The organism is Pseudomonas sp. GM60, from assembly GCF_000282415.1.
Taxonomy (GTDB): Bacteria; Pseudomonadota; Gammaproteobacteria; order Pseudomonadales; family Pseudomonadaceae; genus Aquipseudomonas; species Aquipseudomonas migulae.
The window spans coordinates 1-18,322 of sequence record NZ_AKJI01000038.1; the positions used below are offsets into that span (position 1 = coordinate 1).

At 60.3% G+C, this 18,322-nt stretch carries 12 protein-coding genes; 5 read left to right on the forward strand and 7 right to left on the reverse strand.

From position 1 onward, the window contains the following. The 5 genes from PMI32_RS19665 to PMI32_RS19645 form a co-directional block, all read right to left on the reverse strand. A partial coding sequence (locus tag PMI32_RS19665) for a putative zinc-binding metallopeptidase (protein ID WP_008027354.1) occupies positions 1-701 on the reverse strand: 701 nt, incomplete at its 3' end. A gap of 172 nt (positions 702-873) precedes the next feature. Next, positions 874-3,231, reverse strand: a complete 2,358-nt coding sequence (ligA, locus tag PMI32_RS19660; RefSeq protein ID WP_008027356.1) for an NAD-dependent DNA ligase LigA — start codon at positions 3,229-3,231, stop codon at positions 874-876. Positions 3,232-3,408: 177 nt separating this feature from the next. Then, the gene (gene zipA / locus PMI32_RS19655; RefSeq protein WP_008027358.1) at positions 3,409-4,263 is read right to left on the reverse strand and encodes a cell division protein ZipA; all 855 of its coding nucleotides are present in this window, start codon (positions 4,261-4,263) and stop codon (positions 3,409-3,411) included. A gap of 257 nt (positions 4,264-4,520) precedes the next feature. Further along, positions 4,521-8,009, reverse strand: coding sequence for a chromosome segregation protein SMC (gene smc, locus PMI32_RS19650; protein WP_008027361.1), 3,489 nt, complete (start codon positions 8,007-8,009; stop codon positions 4,521-4,523). A gap of 2 nt (positions 8,010-8,011) precedes the next feature. Beyond that, positions 8,012-8,671 (reverse strand): GntR family transcriptional regulator, encoded by a 660-nt coding sequence (locus tag PMI32_RS19645; protein WP_008027363.1) that lies wholly within the window; start codon positions 8,669-8,671, stop codon positions 8,012-8,014. 266 nt (positions 8,672-8,937) lie between these two features. Here PMI32_RS19645 and xdhA point away from each other — a divergent pair, with 266 nt between their 5' ends. From xdhA to guaD, 4 genes are all read left to right on the forward strand, one after another. After that, entirely contained in the window at positions 8,938-10,392 is a 1,455-nt protein-coding gene (gene xdhA, locus PMI32_RS19640; protein WP_008027365.1) for a xanthine dehydrogenase small subunit, read from the forward strand. Next, positions 10,385-12,784, forward strand: a complete 2,400-nt coding sequence (xdhB, locus tag PMI32_RS19635) for a xanthine dehydrogenase molybdopterin binding subunit (protein WP_008027367.1) — start codon at positions 10,385-10,387, stop codon at positions 12,782-12,784. Before xdhA ends, xdhB begins: the two co-directional genes overlap by 8 nt. 139 nt (positions 12,785-12,923) lie before the next feature. Continuing rightward, complete coding sequence (gene xdhC, locus PMI32_RS19630; RefSeq protein WP_008027370.1) at positions 12,924-13,769, forward strand: xanthine dehydrogenase accessory protein XdhC; 846 nt, start codon at positions 12,924-12,926, stop codon at positions 13,767-13,769. An 8-nt stretch (positions 13,770-13,777) separates the two neighbouring features. Beyond that, a complete protein-coding gene (guaD, locus tag PMI32_RS19625; RefSeq protein ID WP_008027372.1) occupies positions 13,778-15,082 on the forward strand; it encodes a guanine deaminase in 1,305 nt (434 codons plus the stop codon). A 170-nt stretch (positions 15,083-15,252) separates the two neighbouring features. Here the strand turns inward: guaD and PMI32_RS19620 are convergent, their stop codons facing one another. After that, positions 15,253-16,017 carry a GntR family transcriptional regulator gene (locus tag PMI32_RS19620; protein ID WP_008027375.1) on the reverse strand — a complete coding sequence of 255 codons (765 nt, stop codon included), beginning with the start codon at positions 16,015-16,017 and terminating at the stop codon, positions 15,253-15,255. A 353-nt stretch (positions 16,018-16,370) separates the two neighbouring features. Here PMI32_RS19620 and PMI32_RS19615 point away from each other — a divergent pair, with 353 nt between their 5' ends. Continuing rightward, positions 16,371-17,564 carry a benzoate/H(+) symporter BenE family transporter gene (locus tag PMI32_RS19615; protein ID WP_008027377.1) on the forward strand — a complete coding sequence of 398 codons (1,194 nt, stop codon included), beginning with the start codon at positions 16,371-16,373 and terminating at the stop codon, positions 17,562-17,564. 183 nt (positions 17,565-17,747) lie between these two features. Here PMI32_RS19615 and PMI32_RS19610 read toward each other — a convergent pair whose 3' ends face one another. Continuing rightward, positions 17,748-18,092: a YggL family protein gene (locus PMI32_RS19610; protein ID WP_008027379.1), complete on the reverse strand. Its 345-nt coding sequence runs from the start codon at positions 18,090-18,092 to the stop codon at positions 17,748-17,750. Positions 18,093-18,322 lie beyond the last annotated feature (230 nt).

The window sequence follows — 18,322 nt, forward strand, 5'->3', positions numbered from 1 at the left end:
AACGCCCCCAGCCACTGGCTGCTGGCGATCAGCCGGTCCCAATAATAATGCCCGACCTCATGACGGAAGTGCCCGAGCAACGTGCGATACGGTTCATGCATCTGCACCCGCACCTGCTCGCGGTGCGCGTCGTCGGCTTCTTTGATATCGAGGGTGATCAGGCCGTTGGCATGGCCCGTGGTCGGTGGCTTGCCTTCGAGGTCGACACCAATGAAATCGAAGGCCAGTCCGCTCTCTTCGTCCACGGTTTTGGGGATGACCTGCAAACCCAGGCTGACCAGTTGCGCAACAAGCCGACGCTTGGCGATTTCGACCTTGCGCCAGCGTTCGTGATTCTCGGGAAGCGATAAATCAGGAATGGTGTGATTCAGGCTGCAAGCGATGCACAAGGTTTCGTGATCGTTGGCCGGCAATAGCCAGTTGCAGGCGGCCGGGGTGTCGAGATTGGCGCAGCGCCGGAAGATACCCGCGCCGGGGTTGGCATCGAGAATCCAGGTATCGACCTGCGAACCGGGCTGTAACGACGATAAGCGACTCTGTTCAGGCTGATAGCCCAAGGCCGCCGAACAGGCCAGGCACTGGCTGTTGCGAAAGAACAGCGACTGCCCGCAGCGACAATGCCAGACCTTGCTGTTGCGCGAGCTTTCGCCGATGAAAGGTGCGGCGATGCGTGAGCTGAGCTGTTCGAAGAAGCGGTGCATGGCGATCTCTCCCTGGGCTTGCCAAGACTAGATCATGATTGGTTGTCGATCGTTCCCGGATTTTGCGTGATGGCGAATATCGCCTTCGCGAGCAGGCTCACTCCTACAGGTAACCGCGTTCTTCCAGTAGGAATGCGGTCAAATGTGGGAGCGAGCCTGCTCGCGATTGGCATCACACAGAAATACCGTGTGTACTCAAAAACGCGACAAACGCCTCTTCATCCAGCACCTTCAACCCCAGCTCATTGGCCTTGGCCAACTTCGAACCGGCACCCGGCCCGGCCACCACGCAATGGGTTTTGGCCGACACCGAACCGGCCACTTTGGCGCCGAGGCTTTCCAGTTTGTCCTTGGCGATATCGCGGCTCATCAATTCCAGCGAGCCGGTCAACACCCAGGTCTGCCCAGCCAACGGCAAGCCTTCGACGACCTTCTTCTCGCTCTGCCAATGCATGCCGAAATCGCGCAGCTGCTTTTCAGCGGCTTCAGCGATCTGACGATTTTCGGCGACGGCAAAGAACTCGCGAACCGAATTGGCCTGTTTCTCTGGCAAGGCCTGGCGCATGTCCAGCCAGTCAGCAGAAAACACACCTTCCAGCGAACCGAATTTTTCCGCCAGCTTCTGCGCCCCGCCCGGCCCGACCGAAGGAATGTGCAGCTTGTCGAGGAAACCGCCCAGCGTGGTGCTCGCCGCAAACTCGGCGCCCAACTCGCCCTGATCCTGAATCTGCAAGCCATGCTTGAGCAGTTCGGCGATCACCTGCTGGTTATGCGCATCTTCGAAGAAGCTGTGAATCTCGTGAGCCACTTCCAGACCGACATCCGGCAAGTACGTGAGCACTTGCGGCAACGCCTGCTGAACCCGCTCCAGCGAGCCGAGGGAGCGTGCCAGCACCTTGGCGGTCTCTTCGCCGACATCGGGAATGCCGAGGGCGTAGATGAAGCGCGCCAGGCCCGGCTTTTTGCTGTCTTCGATGGCGCTGAGCAGGTTCTTGCTCGACAGCTCGGCAAAGCCTTCGAGATCGACGATTTGCTCGAACGTCAGGGCGTACAGGTCGGCCGGCGAACTCACCAGACCTTCGTCCACCAACTGCTCGACGCTCTTCTCGCCCAACCCTTCGATGTCCATCGCTCGACGGGAAACGAAGTGAATGATCGCTTGCTTGAGTTGCGCGCCGCAGGCCAGGCGACCGACGCAGCGATACACCGCGCCCTCGCTGATGGTCTCGCGACCCTTGCTGCGCTTGACCAATTGTGTGCGTTCGACATGCGAACCGCAGACCGGGCACTGTTCAGGAATCTGCACTGGCCGTGCGTTTTCCGGGCGGCGCTCCATGACCACTTGCACCACCTGCGGAATCACGTCGCCCGCGCGGCGAATGATCACGGTGTCGCCGATCATCAGCCCCAGACGCGCCACTTCGTCCATGTTGTGCAGCGTCGCGTTGGCCACGGTGACGCCCGCCACCTTGACTGGTTTCAAGCGCGCCACCGGCGTTACGGCACCGGTCCGACCGACCTGGAATTCCACGTCGAGCAATTCGGTGAGCTCTTCCATCGCCGGGAATTTATGGGCAATCGCCCAGCGCGGTTCGCGGGCGCGGAAGCCCAATTCACGCTGGGAGGCGATGCTGTTGACCTTGAACACCACGCCGTCGATTTCATAGGCCAGGCTGTTGCGGCGCTCACCGATGTCGCGGTAGTAATCCAGGCATTCATCGATGCCGTGTGCCAGTTTCAGCTCGCGACTGATCGGCATGCCCCATGCCTGAAGCTGCTTCAGATTGCCGATGTGAGTGTCGGCAATCTCCGCCGAAACCTGACCGATGCCGTAGCAGCAGAATTCCAGCGGACGGTTGGCAGTGATCTTCGAATCGAGCTGCCGCAAGCTGCCCGCCGCCGCGTTGCGCGGGTTGGCGAAGGTCTTGCCGCCGACTTCCAGTTGCGTGGCGTTGAGCCGCTCGAACCCGGCCTTGGACATGAACACTTCGCCGCGTACTTCCAGGGTCGCCGGCCAGCCGGTGCCTTGCAGTTTGAGCGGAATATTACGCACGGTGCGTACGTTGACACTGATGTCTTCACCGGTGGTGCCGTCACCACGCGTTGCGCCGCGCACCAACACACCGTCCTGATAAAGCAGGCTGACCGCCAGGCCATCGAGCTTCGGTTCGCAGCTGTACTCCACCGCCGCCCCGCCGCCAAACAAGTCGCCGGCTGGCAGATCGAGGCCTTCAGTCACCCGACGATCGAACTCGCGCATGTCGGTTTCTTCGAAGGCGTTGCCGAGGCTGAGCATCGGCACTTCGTGACGCACCTGGGTGAACGCCGACAGCGCCGCGCTGCCGACGCGCTGGGTTGGCGAGTCGCTGGTGATGAGGTCAGGGTTGGCTGTTTCGAGGGCCTTGAGCTCATGGAACAACCGGTCGTATTCGGCGTCCGGAATGCTCGGCTCGTCCATCACGTGGTAGCGATAGTTGTGCTGATCCAGCTCAGCGCGCAGCTCTAGAATGCGGGTTTTGGCGGCGGTCATGGGTGTTCTCTCATAAAGCAAAAGAGCAGCCGAGGCTGCTCAATCTGTAAATACGGCGGTGATTTTAATTGTAGGAGCCAGCTTGCTGGCGATGGCGATCACGAGTACGCCATCGCCAGCAAGCCGGCTCCTACACAGACCTGCGGGGAATTCAGGATTTTCCGCAGGCCACCAATATCAGCGCTTCTGGGTCAGGGCGCGGCGTTCGAATTCGACGATGCGCTGACGGTAATGCTCGATCGTCTGGGCGGTCAGCACGCTGCGCTGGTCGTCTTTCAGTTCGCCGTTCAGCTCCTGGGACAGTTTGCGCGCCGCAGCCACCATCACGTCGAAGGCCTGCTTCGGATGACGCGGGCCTGGCAGGCCAAGGAAGAAGCTCACGGCCGGTGTGCTGAAGTGGTCGATGTCGTCCAGATCGAAGACGCCCGGCTTGACCGCATTGGCCATGGAGAACAGGACTTCGCCGTTGCCAGCCATGCTTTCGTGGCGGTGGAAAATGTCCATCTCACCGAAGCGCAGACCGCTTTCGAGGATGTTCTGCAACAGCGCCGGGCCTTTGAAGCCAGCGGCGTCGCGGCAGATCACGCTGATCACCAGCACTTCTTCGGCTTGCGGTTGTTCTTTGTCGCTGACCGAAGGCGAAGACTTGGCGTCAACCGGGAAATCGTCGTCACGGCTGCTGAAGCTCGGGCCGCCGTCCAGGTCCAGGCTGAGGTTCATGTCGCCTTGCGACGGTTCGCCATGGCCACGCTTGCCGCGCTTGGAACCCGACTCACGGGGCTCACGGGCAGGCATGCTCACCGACGGCAGATCGTGCTCGTCCAGCTGCGGTTCTTTGTGGGTATCCAGAACGCGCGGCGGGCCCAACAGCTCGGCGCTGGTGTCCTCGTCCGGCAAATTGGACAGACTTCGATCAAGACGGAACTTCAGTTTTCCCTTGCCGCCGCGCATCCGGCGCCAGCCATCGAAAAGAATACCGGCAATGACAATAATGCCGATGACGATCAGCCACTCGCGCAGACCGATTTCCATGTAATCCCGTGCCTCTATAAAAAATGCTGAAAAATAAGGGGCTTACAACTTGCAAACCGCTTTAAAACGTGGCGCCAACTCTATGTTCTGACAGGCGTTTTGCCCACGTATACGAAAAATTGACATTAAACTAGCACGACCAAAGGCAACTTTACACCGTCTGTCACAATGGCTTGCGCGAATATGTCGATTGGCCAGCAAGTCAAGGAAGGTAAATAAGTCCTACGGACAAAAAAACTCAACCTACAGACGCCGACTCAGGCATCCACCATCGCCATCGCCTCCTCGACATCCACTGCCACCAGACGCGAGCAACCCGGTTCGTGCATCGTCACCCCCATCAATTGATCGGCCATTTCCATGGCGATCTTGTTGTGGGTGATATAGATGAACTGCACCGTCTGCGACATCTCTTTCACCAGCCGGGCGTAGCGTCCAACGTTAGCGTCATCCAGCGGCGCGTCAACTTCATCGAGCATGCAGAACGGCGCCGGATTCAACTTGAAGATCGCAAAAACCAGGGCCAGTGCGGTCAGGGCTTTTTCGCCACCGGAGAGCAAATGGATGGTGCTGTTCTTCTTTCCGGGCGGCTGCGCCATGATCGTCACCCCTGTATCGAGTAGATCTTCGCCCGTCAGTTCCAAATACGCGCGTCCTCCACCGAAAACTTTTGGGAAAAGCGCCTGTAAACCGCCATTGATCTGATCAAAGGTATCCTTGAAGCGGTTGCGGGTTTCCTTGTCGATCTTGCGAATCACGTTCTCGAGGGTGTCCAGTGCTTCGACCAGATCGTCGTTCTGCGCATCCAGATAACGTTTACGCTCGGATTGTTGCTGATATTCGTCGATGGCCGCGAGGTTGATCGCGCCGAGGCGCTGAATGCGTGCGGCAATGCGTTCGAGTTCCTCTTCAGCGTCCTTTTCGCTGGCTTCGGTCGTCAGCGTGGCGAGTACGCCGTGCAGGTCGTAACCGTCTTCCAGCAACTGATCTTCCAGGGTCTTGCGGCGCACGGTCAGGGCTTGCCATTCCATGCGCTGGGTTTCCATCTGGCCACGAATCAACTGCGATTGCTGCTCGGCCTGATGGCGGCGTTTTTCGGCGTCACGCAATTCGCGGTCGGCGTCTTCGAGGGCAATCTGTGCGGTCTTGAGTTCTTCGTCGACGGTCATGCGCTTGTCGAGCAACTCTTCGAGCTTCAGGCGCAGCTCTTCCAGCGGCGCCTCGCCCTCCTCCAGATTGAGGCTGAGCTGTTCGCGTTTTTCGGTGAGGCGCTCGGACTGCATTTCCAGCCGTTCCAGCGCCTGACGCGTCGAGTCGTGTTGCGCCTTGAGCGAACCCAGACGCACCGCCAGTTGATGCGCGTGATCCTTGTGCTGCCGGGCTTCCTGACGCACGCGGTCAAGGCGCTCGCGCAGGCTGTCGCGCTGGGCCAGCAGCAGCTCACGCTGCTCGGTGTCCAGCGCCATGGCGTCGAGAGCTTCCTGCAATTGCAGACGTGCTTCGCCGATGTTTTCGTGTTCCAGCGCACGCTGCTCGGCCAGTTCGGTGAGTTCTTCATCGAGCCGCGTACGGCGCAAGGTCAGTTGCTCGACCTTGGCTTTGCCGGCAGACAACTGGGCTTTCAATTCGCCTTGCTGACGCGCTTCGTCCTGCAGCAAACGGCGCAAATGTTCGCGACCGTTTTCCTGCTGACGCTGTTGTGCCCGCAGATTCTGAAGTTGGGTTTCGAGGGTTTCGACCGTGGCTTCACGCTCTTCGCGCTCAACGCTCAAGCGCTGGATTTCCTGACCGCGAGCCAGCACGCCACTTTCCGCTTCGCTGGCGCGGCGCACCCGTAAAAAGTGCCGGCCAACCCAGTATCCATCGCGGCTGATCAGGCTCTGACCGGCGCTCAACTGACTGCGCAACGCCAAGGCCTGTTCGAGGTTTTCAACCGGCTTGACTTGCCCCAGCCACGACGACAGATCGATCTGCGCCTCGACCTTGTCGAGCAAGCTGCCGGGCACGCGCACGCCATCGCTGGCGGGGCTGAGCAATCGCAAATCGCCTTGGGCAAAACCGGCCAGGTCGAAACCGCCGAAATCGTCCACCAGCACCGCTTGCAGATCGGCGCCGAGCACGGTTTCCACCGCCAGCTCCCAACCGGCTTCAACCTTGAGGCCTTCGGCCAGGCGTGGACGGTCCGCCAGGTGTTGCTCGCGCAGCCATTCAGCGGTGCCGGTGCCCGGATCGAGCGCGGCTTGCTGCAAGGCTTCAAGCGAAGCGAGACGCCCGTTGAGACGCTGCAAATCGCCCTGCGCCTGTTGCTGCGCCGACAACGCTTGCTGCAATTCCTGACGCAGTTGCTCAAGTCGCTCGACCTGCGCTTCTTCACTGGCCTGCAAGTCTTCGAGCGTGGCCTCGGAAGCGGCCAACTGCTCGCTGAGCTCCATGATCGCCGCGTCTTCCGGGTCCGCCGAAAGCAAGGCGCGTTCTTCGCCGAGACGCTTCTGGCGATCAGCCAAACGCTCCATGCTGGTTTCCAGCTGCTGGATGCGTGACTGCTGGACTTCGGACTGGCGACGCGGCTCGGCGGCGGTCAGGTTGAACGTGTCCCACTGCTCCTGCCAGCCGTGCATGGTGGTTTCGGATTCTTCCAGCGCCGCGGCAGCTTCTTCAGCGGCGGCGCTAGTGACTTCCTGCTCCGGCGTAAGCATGTCCAGCTCTTCGCCGAGGGTCAGCAGCAACGTGCGGTCGTGACCCAGGTGAGATTCGGTTTCCAGGCGCGCGCGCTCGGCTTCTTTCAGATCATCCTGCAGCTGACGCAGGCGTTGCTGACCGTGCTGGATGCTCTGCTCGACCCGGGCGATGTCGCCACCGACCGAATAGAAACGCCCCTGCACCAGATTGAAGCGCTCCGACAGGTCATGGTGCCCGTCGCGAAAGCGTTCGATGCTCGCGTCGGCGTTGCGCTGCTCGGCCACCAGCGCCTCGAACGTGACTTCCTGGGTGCCAATGATCGCTTCGCGTTGACCGACCTGTTCGTTCAAGGCCTGCCAGCGCAGGGCCGACAGTTGGGCCTTGAGTTGACGCTCTTCGCCCTTGTATTCCTGATACTTCTTGGCCGCTTCCGCTTGGCGGTGCAGGCGTTCAAGCTGACGCGTCAGCTCTTCGCGCAGGTCCGTCAGGCGCTCCAGGTTTTCGTGGGTGCGGCGAATACGGTTTTCGGTCTCGCGCCGGCGCTCCTTGTACTTGGAGATGCCCGCCGCTTCTTCAATGAAGTTGCGCAAGTCTTCGGGCTTGGACTCGATCAGCTTGGAGATCATCCCCTGCTCGATGATCGAGTAGCTGCGCGGACCCAGGCCGGTACCGAGGAAGATGTCGGTGATATCGCGGCGACGGCACTTGGTGCCGTTGAGGTAATAGGTGGTCTGGCTGTCGCGGGTCACTTTGCGGCGAATGGAAATTTCCGCATAGGCGGCGTATTCGCCCAGCAGGGTGCCGTCGGTGTTGTCGAACACCAGCTCGATGCTGGCCTGGCTCACCGGTTTACGGCTGGTCGAACCGTTGAAGATGACGTCGGTCATCGACTCGCCGCGCAAGTTCTTGGCCGAGCTCTCGCCCATCACCCAGCGCACGGCGTCGATGATGTTCGATTTGCCGCAGCCATTGGGCCCGACCACCGCCGCCATGTTACTGGGGAAGTTCACCGTGGTCGGATCGACGAAGGATTTGAACCCCGCCAGCTTGATGCACTTGAGCCGCACGCTTAAGCGTCCGTCAGGGCAGCAATCACCAGATCGCAACTGCGCTGGCAATACGCGGTCAGCACGGTGCGAATCAGCGCATGGTCACGGGCGATCACGGCCGCGAGCAAGCGTTCGAACAGTTCCAGATACTCGCTCATCGAGGCCTTGCGCTGCTCCAGGGCGAGGAAATATGCACGGCTCATGGCCGGTTGCAGATTCTCGACGGTTTCCTGCAAGTACGGGTTGTTGGCAAACCCGTAGGTGGCGCGCATCACATTGAAACTGTCGTCGACGAAGGCATGGATGTCCTGACGCTCGTAGCTCGCGGTCAGGCGCTGCTGGATTTGCAAGAACGGCGCCAGGTCGGCCTGGACTTTCCAGCCAGTGGCCACGGCATTGGCGAGCAGGATGTACATCTCGCCCATCAGCGCGCACAGGCTCTGCACCTTGTGCACGGTGAGTTCGGTCACATGCGCGCCGCGTCGCGGCAGGATCGCGATCAGGTGGCGACGCTCGAGGATCAGCAAGGCTTCGCGGACCGAGCCGCGGCTGACATTGAGGGCCAGCGTGACCTTCTGTTCCTGGATGCGCTCCCCGGGCTTCATTTCGCCACGAATGATGCGTTCGGCGAGGTGGTGAGCAATTTGCTCGGCGAGGCTGTCCGGCGCCTTGAACGTCATGGGTGTCCTTCAAATTCTTCGATCTGTACAAGCGGCGCAGTGTAGCGCACATGAGGGGTCATGGCGGAGTGCCCACTCGGCGGTTTTTGGCACGAATCCCGCAAAAAGCAGGCTAACCCGCAAGGGTCAATAATGAAGGAACGAGTCGTTGATCGACAAAATGCTATTTCCTGACCTTTAAGTCAGAAAATCATTGACCGCAAAGTCAGACCTGATAAATTCGGTCCAAGTCGGTTAACAACAATAATGAGTCTGCGAGGCCTTCCGTGATCCAGTTTTTACTTAACCAGGAACTCCGTAGCGAGCACGCCCTGGACCCAAACCTGACCGTGCTCAATTATCTGCGCGACCATGTGGGCAAACCCGGCACCAAAGAAGGCTGCGCCAGCGGTGACTGCGGCGCGTGCACCGTGGTGGTCGGCGAGTTGCAATCGGATGACGATGGCCGCGAACACATTCGCTATCGCAGCCTCAACTCGTGCCTGACGTTCGTTTCGTCGCTGCATGGCAAGCAACTGATCAGCGTCGAAGACCTCAAGCACCAAGGCGAACTGCACAGCGTGCAGAAAGCCATGGTCGAATGCCACGGCTCGCAATGCGGCTTCTGCACCCCCGGTTTCGTGATGTCGCTGTTCGCGCTGCAAAAGAACAGCGAACAACCGGATTCGCATAAAGCGCACGAAGCACTGGCCGGCAACCTCTGCCGTTGCACCGGCTATCGGCCGATTCTGCAAGCCGCCGAGCAATCCTGCTGCGGCAAGCAACCCGATCAATTCGACGCTCGCGAAGCCGAGACCATTGCTCGTCTGAAGGCCATCGCGCCGACCGATATCGGCGAACTCAACAGCGGCGACAAGCGCTGCCTGGTGCCGCTGACCGTCGCCGATCTGGCCGACCTCTACGACGCTTATCCACAGGCCCGGCTGCTGGCTGGCGGCACGGACCTGGCGCTGGAAGTCACGCAGTTCCACCGCACGCTGCCGGTGATGATTTACGTCGGCAACGTCGCCGAGATGAAGCGTATCGAACGCTTTGACGATCGCCTGGAAATCGGCGCCGCCACCGCCCTCTCCGACTGCTATGAAGCCTTGAACGCCGAGTACCCGGACTTCGGCGAATTGCTGCATCGCTTCGCTTCGTTGCAGATCCGCAACCAGGGCACCCTCGGCGGCAACATTGGCAACGCCTCGCCGATCGGCGACTCACCACCACTGCTGATCGCCTTGGGCGCGCAGATTGTGCTGTGCAAGGGCGAAACCCGCCGCACCCTGGCCCTGGAAGACTACTTCATCGATTACCGCGTCACCGCGCGTCAGGAAAGCGAGTTCATCGAGAAGATCATCGTGCCGCGTGCCAGCGCCGAACAACTGTTCCGTGCGTACAAGGTTTCCAAGCGTCTGGACGATGACATTTCCGCCGTTTGCGCCGCCTTCAACATCCGCCTGGAAAACGGTGTGATCGCCGACGCACGCGTTGCCTTCGGCGGCATGGCTGCCATCCCGAAACGCGCCGCCAACTGCGAAGCCGTATTACTCGGTTCACCGTTCAACAACGCCACCGTCGAACGCGCCTGCGCTGCACTGGCCGAAGATTTCACGCCGCTCTCGGACTTCCGCGCCAGCAAGGAATACCGCCTGCTCAGTGCACAAAACCTGCTGCGCAAATACTTCATTGAACTGCAAACGCCGCACATCGAGACTCGGGTGACCGCTTATGTCTAATCATCACGCTGTAGAGAAGACCCAAGCCGAACTGGCTGAACTGTTCGCCAAGGACCTGACCACCGGCGTCGGCCGCAGCGTCAAGCACGACAGCGCCGCCAAGCATGTGTCCGGTGAAGCGCAGTACATCGACGACCGTCTGGAATTCCCGAACCAGTTGCACGTTTACGCACGGCTGTCGGACCGCGCACACGCGAAAATCATCAGCATCGACACCAAGCCTTGCTACGCCTTCGAAGGCGTGCGCATCGCCATCACCCACGAAGACGTGCCGGGGCTGAAAGACATCGGCCCGCTGATGCCCGGTGATCCGTTGCTGGCCATCGACACCGTGCAGTTCGTCGGCCAGGTGGTACTGGCCGTTGCCGCTCGTGACTTGGAGACCGCACGCAAAGCTGCCATGGCCGCGATGATCGAATACGAAGACCTGGAACCGGTGCTGGACGTGGTCGAGGCCTTTCGCAAAAAGCATTTCGTGCTGGACAGTCACACCCATGAACGCGGTGATTCAGCGGGCGCGTTGACGACAGCAAAAAATCGTATCCAGGGCACGCTGCACATTGGCGGCCAGGAGCACTTCTACCTCGAAACACAGATCTCGTCGGTGATGCCCACTGAAGACGGCGGGATGATCGTCTACTGCTCCACGCAAAACCCCACCGAAGTACAGAAACTGGTGGCGGAAGTGCTGGACGTGTCGATGAACAAAATCGTCGTCGACATGCGCCGCATGGGCGGTGGTTTTGGTGGTAAGGAAACCCAGGCAGCGAGCCCGGCGTGCCTGTGCGCGGTGATTGCGCACCTGACCGGCCAACCGACCAAAATGCGCTTGCCGCGTGTCGAAGACATGCTGATGACCGGCAAGCGTCACCCGTTCTATGTCGAGTACGACGTGGGCTTTGACGACAGCGGGCGCCTGCACGGCATCCAGCTGGAACTGGCGGGTAACTGCGGCTGCTCGCCGGACCTGTCGAACTCGATTGTCGACCGTGCGATGTTCCACGCCGACAACTCGTACTACCTCGGCGATGCAACCATCAACGGTCACCGCTGCAAGACCAACACCGCATCGAACACCGCTTACCGTGGCTTCGGCGGCCCGCAAGGCATGGTCGCCATCGAAGAAGTCATGGACGCGATTGCCCGGCATCTGGCCCTCGACCCGCTGGCGGTGCGCAAGGCCAACTACTACGGCAAGACCGAGCGCAACGTCACCCATTACTACCAGACCGTCGAGCACAACATGCTCGAGGAAATGACCGCCGAACTGGAAGAAAGCAGCCAGTACGCCGAGCGCCGCGAAGCGATTCGCCGCTACAACGCCAACAGCCCGATCCTGAAAAAAGGCCTGGCGCTGACCCCGGTGAAATTCGGTATTTCCTTCACCGCCAGTTTCCTCAACCAGGCCGGTGCGCTGGTGCACGTCTACACCGACGGCAGCATCCACCTGAACCATGGCGGCACGGAAATGGGCCAGGGCTTGAACACCAAAGTCGCGCAGGTCGTGGCCGAAGTGTTCCAGGTGGAAATGGACCGCGTGCAGATCACCGCGACCAACACCGACAAGGTGCCGAACACCTCGCCGACCGCCGCCTCCAGCGGTGCTGACCTGAACGGTAAAGCTGCGCAAAACGCGGCGGAAATCATCAAGAAACGCCTGGTTGAATTTGCTGCGCGCCAGTACAAGGTCAGCGAAGAAGACGTGGAATTCCACAACGGCCACGTACGGGTTCGCGATCACATCCTGACGTTCGAAGCGCTGATCCAACAGGCGTATTTCGCTCAGGTCTCGCTGTCGAGCACCGGCTTCTACAAGACCCCGAAAATCTTCTACGACCGCAGCCAGGCCCGTGGTCGGCCGTTCTACTACTACGCGTTCGGCGCGGCGTGCTGTGAAGTGATCGTCGATACGCTGACCGGCGAGTACAAAATGCTGCGCACTGACATCCTCCACGACGTCGGCGCCTCGCTGAACCCGGCCATCGACATCGGTCAGGTCGAGGGCGGTTTCATCCAGGGCATGGGCTGGCTGACCATGGAAGAGCTGGTCTGGAATGCCAAGGGCAAACTGATGACCAACGGCCCGGCGAGCTACAAGATTCCGGCGGTCGCCGACATGCCGCTGGACCTGCGGGTGAAGCTGGTGGAAAACCGCAAGAACCCGGAAGACACGGTGTTCCATTCCAAGGCTGTGGGTGAGCCGCCGTTCATGCTCGGCATCGCGTCGTGGTGTGCGATCAAGGACGCTGTGGCGAGCCTGGGTGATTACAAACATCAACCGAAAATCGATGCGCCGGCGACGCCGGAGCGGGTGTTGTGGGGCTGTGAGCAGATGCGGCAGTTGAAGGCGGCGAAGGCCGTTGAAACCGAAACCGAGTTGGCTCCGCTCTAGACCGAGGCGCCTGGATCGCCAGCAAGCTGGCTCCTACAGATCGGTGGTGGATCGCGATTTAGTGTACGACGCGAACCCTGTAGGAGCTGGCTTGCCAGCGATGAGGCCCGAACAGACAACACAGATGTCGAGGTGAAACATGTACAACTGGATCGACGCCCTCGCCGACCTGCAAAACCGCGGTGAACCCTGCGTGTTGGTGACCATCATCGAAGAGCTCGGCTCGACGCCGCGCAATGCCGGTTCGAAAATGGTCATCAGCGCCAGCCAGACCTTCGACACCATCGGTGGCGGGCATCTGGAATACAAGGCCATGCAGATCGGCCGCGAGATGCTCGCCAGTGGCAAACAGGACACGCACCTGGAGCGCTTCAGCCTCGGCGCCAGCCTCGGCCAGTGCTGCGGCGGAGTGACCGTGTTGCTGTTCGAACCGATGGGCCAGGTCCAGGCGCAGATCGCCGTGTTCGGCGCCGGCCATGTCGGTCGAGCACTGGTGCCGCTGCTCGCCAGCCTGCCCTGCCGGGTGCGCTGGATCGACTCGCGGGAAGATGAATTCCCTGAACAGATCCCCCACGGCGTGCGCAAAATCGTCGCCGAAGAGCCGGTGGATGAAATCGACGACCTGCCCGCCGGCAGCTACTGCATCGTCATGACCCACAATCATCAGCTCGACCTCGAACTCACCGCCGCGATCCTCAAGCGCAACGACTTCGCCTACTTCGGCCTGATCGGTTCGAAAACCAAACGGGTGAAGTTCGAACACCGCCTGCGCGACCGTGGTTTTGACAGCAGCGTGCTGCAACGCATGCGCTGCCCGATGGGCATCGGCGAAGTCAAAGGCAAATTGCCTGTGGAAATCGCCATCTCCATCGCCGGCGAAATCATCGCCACCTATAACGCGAATTTCGGCCAGCACACCGCCAGTGCCGGATCGTCGATTGCCAAACTGCTGCCTGCTTCACGCCGCAGCCAAGCCTCTAATTGAGAACGCCCATGCCTCTGACTCGCAAAGCCTACCGCGCCGCCATCCTGCACAGCATCGCCGACCCCGCTGAAGTGGGTATCGAAGCCTCGTACGAGTATTTCGAAGACGGTTTGCTGGTGGTCGATAACGGCCAGATCAGCGCGCTCGGTCACGCCAGCGAATTGCTGCCAACCCTGCCCGCCGATATCGAGATCACTCATTATCAGGACGCGCTGATCACCCCCGGTTTCATCGACACCCACATCCACTTGCCGCAAACCGGCATGGTCGGTGCCTACGGCGAGCAGTTGCTGGACTGGCTCAACACCTACACCTTCCCGTGTGAAAGCCAGTTCGCCGACAAGACTCACGCCGACGAAGTCGCAGACATTTTCATCAAGGAACTGCTGCGCAACGGCACCACCACCGCGCTGGTATTCGGCAGCGTGCACCCGCAATCGGTGAACTCGTTCTTCGAAGCGGCTGAACAGCTGGACCTGCGGATGATCGCCGGCAAGGTGATGATGGACCGCAACGCGCCGGACTACCTGACCGACACCGCCGAATCCAGCTATGTCGAAAGCAAGGCGTTGATCGAGCGCTGGCACGGCAAGGGTCGCTTGCACTACGCCGTGACGCCGCGTTTCGCCCCGACCAGCACCCCGGAACAGCTCACCCTCGCCGGCCAGTTGCTGAGTGAATATCCGGACCTGTACATGCAGACCCACATCAGCGAAAACCTCAAGGAAATCGAGTGGGTCAAGGAACTGTTCCCGGAGCGTAAAGGCTACCTGGACGTCTACGATCACTACCAGTTGCTCGGCGAGCGCTCGGTCTTCGCCCACGGCGTGCACCTGTGCGATGACGAATGCGCGCGATTGGCAGAAACCGGCTCGGCCATCTCGTTCTGCCCGACCTCGAACTTCTTCCTCGGCAGCGGCCTGTTCAACCTGCCGATGGCCGAGAAGCACAAACTCAATGTCGGCATCGGCACCGATGTGGGCGGCGGCACCAGTTTCTCGCTGCTGCAAACGTTGAACGAGGCGTACAAGGTCATGCAACTGCAAGGGGCGCGACTGAGCCCGTTCAAATCGTTGTACCTGGCGACGCTGGGCGGCGCACGGGCACTGAGGCTTGAGGACAAGATCGGCACACTGCAACCGGGCACCGACGCGGACTTCCTGGTGCTGGATTACAACGCCACGCCGTTGCTGAGCTACCGCTTGAAGCAGGCGAACAACATTGCCGAGACGTTGTTTGTGTTGATGACGCTGGGGGATGACCGGACGGTGTTGCAGACGTATGCGGCGGGGAATCAGGTGCATCAGCGCTAAGGTTTTTCGGGCATAAAAAATCCCCCGCGATCATCAGATTCCGGGGGATTTTTTATGCCCTGTAGGAGCGAGCCTGCTCGCGATGGACTCAAGGGCGCCGCGGGGTTTCAGATACCCCGCGCAATCGTTAACGATCATCGCGAGCAAGCTCGCTCCTACAGGGGACGGCGTTAGATTTTCGCCGGCGAACGCCCTGGCTTCTTGGTCTGCAACAAATGCGAGAACACCGCATGCAAATCATCCGACGCGCTTTCTTCGTCGAGGTTGAGTTTGCTGTCGATGTGGTCCATGTGATGCATCATCAGGTTCACCGCCAGCTCACCGTTGCGCGCTTCGATCGCGTCGATCAGTTGGGTGTGTTCGTCATAGGAACAGTGCGAACGGTTGCCGCTTTCGTACTGCGCGATGATCAACGAAGTCTGGGACACCAGGCTGCGCTGGAAGCTGATCAGCGGTGCATTCTTCGCTGCTTCGGCCAGTTTCAGGTGGAATTCGCCCGACAGACGAATGCCGGCACCGCGATCGCCACGGGAAAAGCTGTCGCGCTCGTCGTTGACCATCTGCCGCAACTCGGCGATTTGCTCGGCGGTGGCGTGCTGCACGGCCAGTTCAGTGATCGCGCGCTCGACCAGACGCCGGGCGAGGAACACCTGGCGCGCTTCCTCGACACTCGGGCTGGCAACCACCGCGCCGCGATTCGGCCGCAACAGCACGACGCCTTCATGGGCCAGGCGCGACAGCGCGCGGCGAATGATGGTGCGACTGACCCCGAAAATTTCCCCCAGCGCTTCTTCGCTCAACTTGGTGCCGGGCGCCAGGCGCTGTTCGAGGATGGCCTCGAAGATATGCGCGTAGACAATATCGTCCTGGGTACCGCTGCGGCCGGCTTTGCCTGCTCGCGGTTGTTTCTTGAGGGGTTGCAACTGTTCGTTCATGGGCACTCGAGTCGGGAGAACTGCGGCGAATTGACCGTGACTGTAATACGGCACAGTGGGTCGCTGGCAAGTATCGCGTAAAAAACACCGCGATTGTACACAATGGATGGTGGCAACACGACTGTACGGCTGTTTGTCGCCTTTGCTGTATCGCAACGATTGCTTACGTTTGAGTTTAGGCTTATCCGCAGAATCCGCAGCCCAATGCGATCCCCTTGTAGGAGCCAGCTTGCTGGCGATGGTGTATCAGTCAACATCAATGTGTCTGAAACACCATCGCCAGCAAGCTGGCTCCTACATTGGGGATTGTGTTGCTTTGGGTATTTTCGTACGTATTAAGGAACACCGTTGTCATGAACGACGCCACGCACACGCAGCTCCGCCCATTGGCGGACACGTCCCCTTCCGCCATCGTCGCCGGGTTCATCGCGATGATGACCGGCTACACCAGCTCCCTGGTGCTGATGTTCCAGGCCGGGCAAGCGGCAGGCCTGACCAGCGGGCAGATTTCGTCGTGGATCTGGGCGATTTCCATTGGCATGGCGGTGTGTTCGATTGGCCTGTCCCTGCGTTATCGCACGCCGATCACCATCGCGTGGTCGACACCCGGTGCGGCGTTGCTGATCACCAGCCTGGGCGGTGTGAGTTACGGCGAAGCCATTGGCGCCTACATGACCTGCGCGGTGCTGGTCACCATCTGTGGCTTGACCGGCAGCTTCGAACGCCTGGTGAAGAAGATTCCAGCCTCATTGGCCGCCGCGTTGCTGGCCGGGATTCTGTTCAAGATCGGCAGCGAAATTTTTGTCGCCGCCCAACATCGCACCGCGCTGGTGCTGGGGATGTTTTTCACCTACCTGGTGGTCAAGCGCCTGTCGCCGCGCTACGCGGTACTCGCTGCGCTGCTGATCGGTACAGCGCTGTCAGGGTTCATGGGGCTGCTGGATTTCAGCGCGTTTCACCTGGAAGTGGCGACGCCGGTCTGGACCACGCCGCACTTCTCCCTGGCCGCGACCATCAGCATCGGCATTCCGCTGTTTGTGGTGGCGATGACCTCGCAGAACATGCCGGGCATTGCGGTGCTGCGCGCCGACGGTTACACCGTGCCGGCCTCGCCGCTGATTACTACGACGGGCATCGCCTCGCTGCTGCTGGCGCCGTTCGGTTCCCACGGGATCAACCTGGCCGCCATCAGCGCGGCGATCTGCACCGGGCCGCATGCCCACGAAGACCGCAACAAGCGTTACACGGCCGCCGTGTGGTGCGGAGTTTTCTACGGGATTGCCGGGGTGTTCGGCGCGACGCTGGCGGCGCTGTTTGCCGCGCTGCCCAAAGAACTGGTGCTGTCGATTGCGGCGCTGGCGTTGTTCGGCTCGATCATCAATGGCTTGAGCATTGCCATGGCCGAAGTGAAGGAACGCGAAGCGGCGCTGATCACCTTTATGGTCACGGCGTCGGGGTTGACGCTGTTTTCCGTGGGTTCGGCGTTCTGGGGGATTGTGGCGGGGGTGTTGACGCTGGTGATTCTGAATTGGCGCAAGGCTGATTGATACACACCGTCCCCTGTAGGAGCGAGCCTGCTCGCGATGGACGTTAACGATTACGCGGGGAATCTGATACCCCGTGGTGCTCTGAAGTCCATCGCGAGCAGGCTCGCTCCCACAGGGGGAGCGGGCGGTGGTTTCTGACAGGCATAAAAAACGGCGACCCTTGGGTCGCCGTTTTTTATGACATCAAGCTACCGGATTGATCGGCTTTTCCGGGTACCAGACGTCGATCAGCGGGCTGACGGTGACTTCAGTCAGTTCGCTGCGGCCTTTGAGCCAGGCTTCAACAGCTGCACGCTGCTCTTCGGACACCGAGCCACGTTTCTGCAGGCAAACCAGACCGAAGTCGTCGCCGCCAACATAGCCCAGACCGTTGGCTTCCATGGCTTCTTTCAGGAACGCGTCGAGGAAAGCATCAATGGCTTCATCAGCCAAATCTTCTTTGAAATCCAGGTTCAGTTCGAAACCCAGCTCTTGAAATTCATCGACGCACAGTTTTTTGCGCAGACGCTGGGAACGGTTAGTCGCCATTGGAACAATCCTCATAAGTAATAACGGGCGGCACTTTAGCAGTTTAAGCCGCCAATTGCCCGACTCTCTGGGCGCAACGCGTTACCGCCGGTAAAAAAATAGCGGATTAGAAGGCGCGGGCACGGCACAAGCCGCTACACCTTGGGGCATAATGCCGACACTTTCATGACCACTGAGGGAAATTATCTTCATGCCCTCGTCTTTTTTCCCCTCGGCTGTAGGGTTTTATT